General features: G+C 70.7%; 10 protein-coding genes. 5 read left to right on the top strand and 5 right to left on the bottom strand.

Translation table 11 applies throughout. The features are described from left to right. The coding region (gene rarD / locus E1284_RS35470; protein WP_341770456.1) for an EamA family transporter RarD at positions 1-605 on the bottom strand (605 nt) is incomplete at its 3' end. Between the two features lie 119 nt (positions 606-724). Here rarD and E1284_RS35475 point away from each other — a divergent pair. Then, positions 725-1,033, top strand: a complete 309-nt coding sequence (locus tag E1284_RS35475; protein ID WP_131944537.1) for a hypothetical protein — start codon at positions 725-727, stop codon at positions 1,031-1,033. Further along, a complete protein-coding gene (locus E1284_RS35480) occupies positions 1,009-1,425 on the top strand; it encodes a PIN domain-containing protein (protein ID WP_131944538.1) in 417 nt (138 codons plus the stop codon). Before E1284_RS35475 ends, E1284_RS35480 begins: the two co-directional genes overlap by 25 nt. A 77-nt stretch (positions 1,426-1,502) precedes the next feature. Here E1284_RS35480 and E1284_RS35485 read toward each other — a convergent pair whose 3' ends face one another. Beyond that, the gene (locus E1284_RS35485) at positions 1,503-2,507 is read right to left on the bottom strand and encodes a hypothetical protein (protein WP_131944539.1); all 1,005 of its coding nucleotides are present in this window, start codon (positions 2,505-2,507) and stop codon (positions 1,503-1,505) included. Then, positions 2,507-3,085 carry an RNA polymerase sigma factor gene (locus E1284_RS35490; RefSeq protein WP_131944540.1) on the bottom strand — a complete coding sequence of 193 codons (579 nt, stop codon included), beginning with the start codon at positions 3,083-3,085 and terminating at the stop codon, positions 2,507-2,509. The genes E1284_RS35485 and E1284_RS35490 overlap by 1 nt, the downstream gene beginning before the upstream one ends. 253 nt (positions 3,086-3,338) lie before the next feature. On the opposite strand from E1284_RS35490, the gene E1284_RS35495 reads away from it, so the two are divergent. The 3 genes from E1284_RS35495 to E1284_RS35505 all read left to right on the top strand — a co-directional run bounded on the left by E1284_RS35495 (position 3,339) and on the right by E1284_RS35505 (position 5,167). Continuing rightward, entirely contained in the window at positions 3,339-3,962 is a 624-nt protein-coding gene (locus E1284_RS35495; protein ID WP_131944541.1) for a hypothetical protein, read from the top strand. Between the two features lie 66 nt (positions 3,963-4,028). Continuing rightward, complete coding sequence (locus E1284_RS35500) at positions 4,029-4,799, top strand: methylenetetrahydrofolate reductase (protein WP_131944542.1); 771 nt, start codon at positions 4,029-4,031, stop codon at positions 4,797-4,799. Positions 4,800-4,831: 32 nt separating this feature from the next. After that, the gene (locus E1284_RS35505) at positions 4,832-5,167 is read left to right on the top strand and encodes a thioesterase family protein (protein ID WP_243714945.1); all 336 of its coding nucleotides are present in this window, start codon (positions 4,832-4,834) and stop codon (positions 5,165-5,167) included. A 259-nt stretch (positions 5,168-5,426) separates the two neighbouring features. On the opposite strand, the gene E1284_RS35510 is transcribed toward E1284_RS35505, so the two are convergent. Continuing rightward, positions 5,427-6,257, bottom strand: coding sequence for an ABC transporter permease (locus tag E1284_RS35510; protein WP_131944544.1), 831 nt, complete (start codon positions 6,255-6,257; stop codon positions 5,427-5,429). Further along, positions 6,254-8,633: alpha/beta fold hydrolase (locus tag E1284_RS35515; protein ID WP_131944545.1), on the bottom strand; the 2,380-nt coding region annotated here is incomplete at its 5' end. The genes E1284_RS35510 and E1284_RS35515, both read right to left, overlap by 4 nt.

The following is an 8,633-nucleotide window of genomic DNA, read 5'->3' on the forward strand; positions in this document are numbered from 1 at the left end:
ACCCCGTGATGCCCGAAGGCCGCCTCTCCCCGCCCCTCCAGCGCGACCACGAAGACGAGAGCCGGCAGGAACATCACGGCGGTCTCGACGGCCAGGCTCTCGGCCGAGGGCACGGCCGCGGACTTCTTGAGCAGCCCGTAAACGCCGAACGCGAGCGCCAGCACCAGCGCGATCCACGGCGGCCGCCCGTAATCCACCGTCAGCACGACGACGGCGACCGCCCCCAGCCCGACCGCCGCCCACTGCCCCGGCCGCAGCCGCTCCCGGAAGACGACCACCCCGAACACCACGCTGATCAGCGGGTTGATGAAGTACCCCAGCGCCGACTCGATCGTCCGCCCGCTGTTGACTGCGTAGATGTAGGTCCCCCAGTTGACGCTGATCACCACCGACGCCGCGACCAGCAACCACATCTGCCGCGCCGTCAGCCCCCGCACCCAGGTCCGCCGCGCCGCCAGCACCACCGCGACCGCGACCAGCGACCACATGATCCGGTGCGCCAGGATCTCGACCGCCCCCGCCGGCTTCAGCAGCGGCCAGTACAGCGGGAACAGCCCCCACAACGCATACGCGCCGACCCCGAACGCCATCCCCCGCCTGACCACCCGCGAACCTTACTCCGTAACCCCCGAAGCAACTCAACGCTCCTGACCCGCCCGCGGCAGCCGCTCGGCTGTCTCTCAACCCGAGCGTATTTTGCTACTTGAAGTAGTAAACTGGGTCCATGGGTGAGGAGAGAGAGTTCGGGCTGGGTGAAGGTCCAGCGGTGAAGGTGAGCGTCTCGCTGAGAGCCGGGAACATCCGTGCCGTCCGCGAACGGGTGGGGGCCCGTGGATTCTCCGCCTACGTCGATGCCGCCGTCGAGCGCCAGATAGAGCGCGATCTGCTCGAAGAGGCCCTGCAGGCCAACGAGGAGGCGTCGGGCCCGATCCCGCAGGTGCTGCGCGATGAGGCCGTGGAACTCTTCCGCGCCGTCAAGGCGGCACCCGAGTTGCAGGAGGGCGCCGAGTGGGTCGAGCACGAAGCAGGCTGAGTGCTGGCACGCTCGTCCTCGACTGCGAGGGTCTGGTGAAGTGGTGCCGGGCCGACCAACGCGTCACGGCGCTGGTCCGCGAAGCCCAGGAGAACGCCTTCCGCGTGGTGGTCAGTGCACTCACCCCGATCGAGGCCCAGGACGTCCGGACCAGACCGGACCGGCTTCGCTGGTACTTGTCCAGGCTCCGCGTCGAACCGGTTACCGAAGAGATCAGTCTGGCCGCCATGGAGCTGCTGCGCACTCACCGGGTTCACGGGCACAAATACGCGATCGATGCGGTCGTTGCCTCCACGGCGCTCCGGGCTCCCAAACCGGTGATCCTCCTGACCTCCGATGAGGACGACATGACGACCCTCTGCGGAAAGTCCATAAGGGTGGTCGCCGTATAAGTCCTCGCATCGCGCGGGTGCCTGGCGGTGTCGGGTGATCGGTGTGCGGGCCGCCGGGGTTGGCGGCCCGCACGGGGTCAGAACTTGCCGGATTTGATGTCGGTTAGGTTCACGCGGGTGGTGTGGTAGTACATGGTGCGGTTGGGGGCGTTTGGGGCGCTGCTTGTCAGGGCTACCGGTTGGCCGGTGTTGGCGTTGATCACCAGCTTTTCGCTTCCGGCGGCCCAGGTGTCGGAGAGGGCCAGGGTGGGCTGACCGGCCGTGGTCGTCTTCGTGACCTTGACCTTCGGCATCGTGGCCATGATGCGGAGCACGCCGGCTCGGACCTGGGGGTTCTTCGGTGCCGCGATCAGCGTGTCGATGGCGTTCGACCAGATGTGGTTGTCGGTGATGGCCTTCTTCTGCTCGGGGGTCGGCGGCTTCGGCGGGACGTACTTCTCGCCCCGCGCCTTGGCGGCGGCCTTGAGCTTCTCGATCTTCGTTCGCTCGCCTGCGCGCTGCGCCTCCTCCAGGTCCGTGCCCGGGGGGAAGTTGGCGACGGACATCCGTGCGCGCGCGGTGCCGAGGTCGCCCTTCACCGCGTAGAGCGCCACGGCTATGCCGCGCTTGTAGCTGCTGTCGCCCCTGTTACCGGCGATGGCTCGTCGCAGAGCGTCGGCGTCGTTCCCCCAGTAGTACATGCCGTCGTCGGTGTACAGGTCGATGCCGTTGTCGGCCACCTTGTCACTGGTCGGCGACAGGTTGCGGACGGTCAGTGTCGCGTCGCCCGACGACTCGGGCTGCATGGGCGAGATCTCCGCCACCAACTTGGTCAGGATCGGGTTCGCCGCCGGGGTGTGTGTCGTGAGGGGGGCGCTGGACGGCGACGTGGACGTGACGACCAGTGCCGTCGCGGCGGATGCGGCGATCAAGGCGGCGGTACCGACTCCCACCTTGCGGCGCATGCTCCATCGGGCGCGTCGGGTCGGTGCTTCCGGTGTGGCCATCGCCGAGCGGAGAACGGCCCTTGCCTCTTCGTAGGCGCGGGGCTTTAGCGGCTCGACGTCCCTCATGTCTCGCAGCAGGTCCAGTTCGTCGGCCATCAGTGGGCCTCCTTCACCGTGTCGTGGTCGTTCAGCAGCGCGGCCATCCCCGGCGCGTTCCGCAGCACCATGCGCGCCTCGTGCATATGGCGGCGCGCCGTCCCGGGCGGTATGCCGATCGCCCGTCCCGCGTCGGCGACGGTCAGGTCCTCCCAGGCGACCAGGGTCACGATCTCCCGCTGCTGCGGTCCGAGCAGGGCCAGGGCGCGGCGCAGCACGGGCTCGGCGTCGACGCGGTCGTCGACGGCGGCCCACGGGTCCCAGCCGGACGCGCTGCCGGCGACGTCCGCCCGCGGCTGCTCGGGGCGGCGCGAGCGCCAGTGCCGCCGGAGCATGTTGTGCGCCACGCCGATCAGCCACGGGCGGGCATCGGGGAACGCGCGGTCGTAGGCCGCGCGGGACGCGAGCGCCGCCGCCCACACCTCGCCGAGCAGGTCCTCGGCCTGCTCCCGGCCGACCCGGCGGGCGAGGTAGGCACCGACGGCCGCCTCGTGGTTCCGGACGACCTCGACGAAGGCGTCCTCATCGCCGTCGAGCGACCGGGCGATCAACTCCGCATCATTCGGATCAGATGTCATGACCCTCCTCGTGTCTGGATCGCCTTGCACCGGGGAATTGCCATCGGAGGGCGGAAAGCGTTCGGTGCTGGTCAGCGTCGTGCGGTAGATGTGTTCGTGTGGTCGCGGGGCCCAGTATCCGGGCTGTGCAACCAATAAATGGGCGGAAATAGAACGGCGGGCCGGTCTAGGGTGTTGACGTTTCATCGCGTGCCGGTCGGCGCGCGGCGTCCCCCTGGCGAGGTATTGAGTGAATCGTGCGTTGATCGTTGCCGTGGCCCTGAGTTCCGCCGTTCTGGGCGGCTGTTCCTCCGGTGGCGATGACGCGGCCGGGGAGAAGAAGAGCGCCGCCGCGTCGGCTCCGGCCGTACCGGACGGATGGCGCAAGATCGAGAGTCCGGAGGTCGGGCTGTCGATCGCCGTTCCCCAGCGCTGGGTCAAGGTCGACGTCAACGCGGGCGAGATCGCGGAGTCCCTGCGGAAGGCCGGGGTCTCCGGCGCCTCGGCGGAGGCGATCGAGCAAGGCGCGGCCCAGTTGGAGGGGAAGAACCTGCTCTATGTGGTCGACACGGCCGGCGCCTCCGGTGGTTACATCAACAACATCAGCGGCCTCTGCGGGCCGAACGGCGGAGTCACGGCCGAGCAGCTGGAGCTCGTCACCAAGGCGGGGCTGGCCCGCATCGGGGCCCAGGACATCGAGTCCAGCACGCTGACGATCGGCGGGATGCCCGCGGTGAAGGTCGGTTACACGGTGAAGGCCGCGATCGCCGCGCGGGCCGTCCAGGTCCGCGTGCTGGTGCCCGGCGACAGGATCTGCGGGGTGACCTTCGGGATGAAGCCCGGCGAGGACATCAAGGAGCTGGACGAGATCGCACGGACGATCCGCCCGCTCCCCTAGCGCGGCGCGGCCGGGAGGGGTCCCGTAGATTGAGGGTGGTTGGAGCGCGGCGACTAAGGGGCGGGCGTGGGGTTCGAAGTTGTGTGCGAGGTCGAGCCGCCTACTCGGCCCGATCTGCAGAAGGTCCGGCATCAGATCGGGGTGCTGAGTCCCGTCGCGGACTCGTTCCTGATTCCCGACAACCACATTGGACGGGCCACCGTGTCGAGCGTGGCCGTCGCTCACGAGGTCCAGGCCATGGGCGCGCGGGGAATCGCCTGCCTGAACTCGCGGGACCGCAATCTGCTCGGATTCCGCAGGGACCTGCTCACCGCCGCCGCCTATGGAGTCGAGCGATTCCTTTTCGTCTACGGGGACAAGCCGCGTGCCGGCGGACGGACGAGTGAGCTGACCGTCCGGGCCATGATGGAGGAGGCCCGCGCCGCGAGCGAGGACGAGGTCTTCGCCGGATGCGGGCCGTTCCAGGTCGGTGTGACGTCCGGGCTCCGGAGCGTGCCCGCGTGGAAGCAGGCCGCCGACCTCACGTTCGTCCAGGTCAGCTACTCGGTCGAGAGCCTGCTGCGGTGGCGGGAGAGCGCCGGGGTCGACGGGCCCGTCTACGCGGGGGTCATGGTCCTGGCGAGCGCCGGGATGGCCCGGAATCTGGCCGCGGCCATTCCCGACATCGACATCCCCGCGGACCTCGTCGAGGCCGTCGAGCGGGACCGGGCGGCGGGCGTCGCGGCGGCGTGCGAGCAGGTCCTCGCCATCAGGGACAGCGGGGCGTTCGACGGGGTGCATCTCGTGCCGGTGAGCCGGTACCGGGAAGTCGCGGCGCGGCTGGAGCGCGACCTGTGAAACCGGGACTGCACGGGCAGGTGTCCCTTGTCGTGGGTGACGCGGACACGGCCACCGCGGTGGGCAGCGGGGACGTTCCCGTCCTCGCGACGCCCCGGCTGCTGGCGCTTGCCGAGGCGGCGACCGTCGAGGCCGTCAGAGACCACCTCGGGGACGGCCGGACGTCCGTCGGGACGCGCGTGGAGCTGGAGCACCGCGCGGCCAGCCCGGTCGGCGCCCGGGTGACCGTGGAGGCGGAGCTCGAAGAGGTGGACGGTCGGCGGCTGGTGTTCGGTGTCAGGGCCGTCGACGCGCGGGGCGTCGTGGGAATCGGCCGGATCGAGCGTGCGGTGGTCGAGCGGGAGAGGTTCCTGGCGCGGCTTCAGTAGGGGAGCAGGCGGCCGGAGGGCGTCCTCAGATCGGGCTGGCTCGGTGGACGTGGGGGCCTGGGGCGTTTGATGAGTTGCTGCCGTGCCATGGTGATCATCTCCCCCCAACGGGACCGACTTAATCGTCGTCACCTCCTACGACGCGGTCGGCGCAGGCAAGGTTCGCTGAGCCTATGCGACGAACACTGCCGGTTCGACCGATTTTCGAGAAGAAATATCGGCGCAGTGTCGCCGGACGATCACCATGCGTGCGGGAAATTCACGAGACGATGTCGCGTGATCGGAAGCGGCGGAACGCCAGCGCGAAAAGGATCAGCGCGTAGGTAACGGATATCGCAGAGCCTTTCGCCATGCCCGTCCACTGGATCTGCGGCTGGAGGGCGTCCATCCACGCGTACATCCAGTGGGTCGGGAGGAAGTCGCGCCAGGAGCCGAGCGCGGTGACGGCGTCCAGGATGTTGCTGACGATGACCAGGCCGACGGCGCCGCCGACCGCGCCCAGCGGTGAGTCGGTGGCCACGGAGAGCAGGAACGCGAGGGCGGCGACGACCAGCTGGGCGATCAGGGAGTAGCCGACGATGATCGCCATGCGGCCGAGCGCGGTGCTCACCGGGACGGTGCCGCCGGTGGGCAGTTCGACGTCGCCCCAGCCGAAGCCCGCCGTCCCGGCCGCGAGGGACATCAGCGGCAGGCTGACGACCGCCACGACGGCGTAGGAGAGCGCGACGACCAGTTTCTGGCGGAGCAGCCGGGCGCGCGGGACGGGCGCGGCCAGCAGGTAGCGCAGCGACGACCAGCCCGCCTCGCTCGCCACCGTGTCGCCGCAGAACAGGGCCACGGCCACCACCAGCAGGAAGCCCGTCGAGACGAACAGGGCGAACAGGGCGAAGTTCAGCGCGGACGACGTGGCGACGTCGACCAGGCTGGGGACGCCGTCCGGGCCCGGGTCGCCGCCCAGCTTGAACGCGAGCACCAGCACCCACGGCAGGACGAGCAGGATCCCGAACGCGACGAGGGTCCGGCGGCGCCGGAACTGGCGGACGGCCTCGACCCGCAGGGGCAGTGTCCGCCGGACGTCGTAGGTCGTCATGGCGCCTCTCCGATGATCTCCAGGAACGCGTCCTCCAGGCGGCGGCCGGAGCCGGTGATCTCGCTGACCGGACCGGCGGCGACGCGGCGCCCGCCCGCCATGACGACCGCGTGCGTGCAGGTCTGCTCGACCTCGGCCAGCAGGTGGCTGGAGACGATCACGGTCCGCCCGGCGGCGGCGTACCGGACGAGCACCTCCCGCATCTCGCGGATCTGGGGCGGGTCGAGGCCGTTGGTCGGTTCGTCCAGGACGAGCAGGTCCGGCAGCCCGAGCATGGCCTGGGCTATGGCGAGCCGCTGCCGCATTCCCTGCGAGTAGGTGCGGACCGCTCGGTCCAGTGCCGAACCCAGGTCGGCTATCTGCAGTGCCTCGTCCAGGTGGGCTTCGTCCAGGGGACGGCCGGTCGCGCGCCAGTACAGGTCCAGGTTGTCGCGTCCGGAGAGGTGGGGAAGGAACCCGGGCCCCTCTACGAAGGACCCAAGGCGGGACAGGACGGGTGCTCCAGGAGTGACGCGCTGACCGAAGATGCGGATCTCGCCCGAGTCGGGGTGGATCAGGCCCATGAGCATGCGCAGGGTCGTTGTCTTCCCCGCACCGTTCGGCCCCAGGAGCCCTAGCACCTGCCCCTTCTCGACACGGAACGACAGATCGGCCACGGCGAGATGACCGTTCTTGTACGCCTTCGTCAGGCCCGTTATCTCCAGCGGGACATCGCTCTCCGCAGACGAACCGCGCCCACGGCGTCCGGGCACGAGGATGCCGACGGCGACGGCGAGCCCCGCCACCGGCAGTGCCCACACCCACGCGGGCAACGGCGCGGACGCCGTCGCCAACGAGGGCACGGTCGGGACGCTCAGCGGCGACACCGCCTGCACCTTGTACGACGAAGGCGCGGCAGGTGTGGCGAAGCCCATGTCGGTCGTCGCGATGACGAGGCGCAGGCGGTGGCCGCGGTCGAACCGGTAGTCCATCGCCGGGAGCGTCACCGTGACCTCCGACGAGCCGCCCGACGGGCCGCCCGACACCCGGAAGGGCGCCGCCAGCCGCCGCGCAGGAGCGGCGCCGCCGCCGGGCGGGACGTCGTAGAGCTTCGCGAACAGCGGTCCGTCGCCCCGCACCTTGAGACGGACCGTGGCCGCCCCGGTCAGCCGCACCGGATGGTCCAGCGGAGCCGTGTCGAACGTGGCGGTCTGTCCGGGCATGTCGGACGGCACCGACCCGCCCAGCGAGCCCAGCGAGGACAGCGCCCCGAGCCCCGGCGCCGACGAGATCGACGGCGGCGACCCGCCCGCCGGGTTGAAGATCGTCTGCTCCGGCCCGGAAAGCGGCATGCCGACCGGATGATCGGAGAGTCCCGGATACCGCGACGTCGTCGCCTCCTCCACGACGACCCGCTGCGTGGACGAGTCGAGCCCGCCCGCCCGCGTCACCGTGAAACCGTCCAGAGCGGGCCCCGAGCGGCGGAGCCGCGCGTCGAAGAAGTCGCGCACCAGCCCCTCGACCCGGTCGGTCTCCGGATCGCCGCCGTCATGCCCGCCCTGGAACCAGACCACCGACACCGGCGCGCCGTTCCGGGCGATGGCACGGGCGTTCGCGTCGGCCTGGTCCAGCGGGAACAGCGAGTCGGTCTGCCCCTGGATCAGCAGCGTCGGCACCCGGATCCGGCCGGCGACCGAGGCCGGGCTCGACCGCCGGAGAGTCTCGATCGCCGACGCGGTCGGACGGCCGGTCTCCGCGACCTCCTGGTACATCTCGCACAGGGACGGCAGGAAGCGCCCGCAGGCCGTCCGGCCCGCGCCGCTCGTGAAGAAGACCCCCGCCCACAGCTTCTTGAACACGCCCTCCGCCGGGCCGGCGCCGGTCGCGGACGGGAAGAGCGCGTCCGCGAGGCCGTTCCAGGTGATCTGCGGCGCGATGGCGTCCACCCGCGGGTCGTGGGCGGCGGTCAGCAGCGCGATCGCGCCGCCGTAGGACTGCCCGGCCATGCCGACGCGCGGGTCGCCCGGCCCGTCCAGGACGACCTCGGGCCGCTTCGCGAGCCAGTCGATGAGCTGCCGGGTGTCCTTGACCTCGTAGTCGGGGGAGTTGAGCGCGATCTCCCCGGTCGAGCGCCCGAACCCGCGCGCAGACCAGGCCAGCACCGCGTACCCGGCGCGGGCCAGTTCGCGGGCCTCGCCCGCCACCTCCCGCTTCGAGCCGCCGAAGCCGTGCCCCAGCATGACCGCCGGGCCCTTCGACCGCCCCACCGGACGATAGAACGTCGTGTCGAGGACGATGCGCCGGTCGTTCTTCGGCCCGTCCACCACGGCGATGCGCTGCTCGGACGTCCGCACGCGCGGCGCGTCGCCGGCCCCGAGCCCCCAGGCGGCCCCGCCG

It is taken from the genome of Actinomadura bangladeshensis (assembly GCF_004348335.1).
Taxonomy (GTDB): domain Bacteria; phylum Actinomycetota; class Actinomycetes; order Streptosporangiales; family Streptosporangiaceae; genus Spirillospora; species Spirillospora bangladeshensis.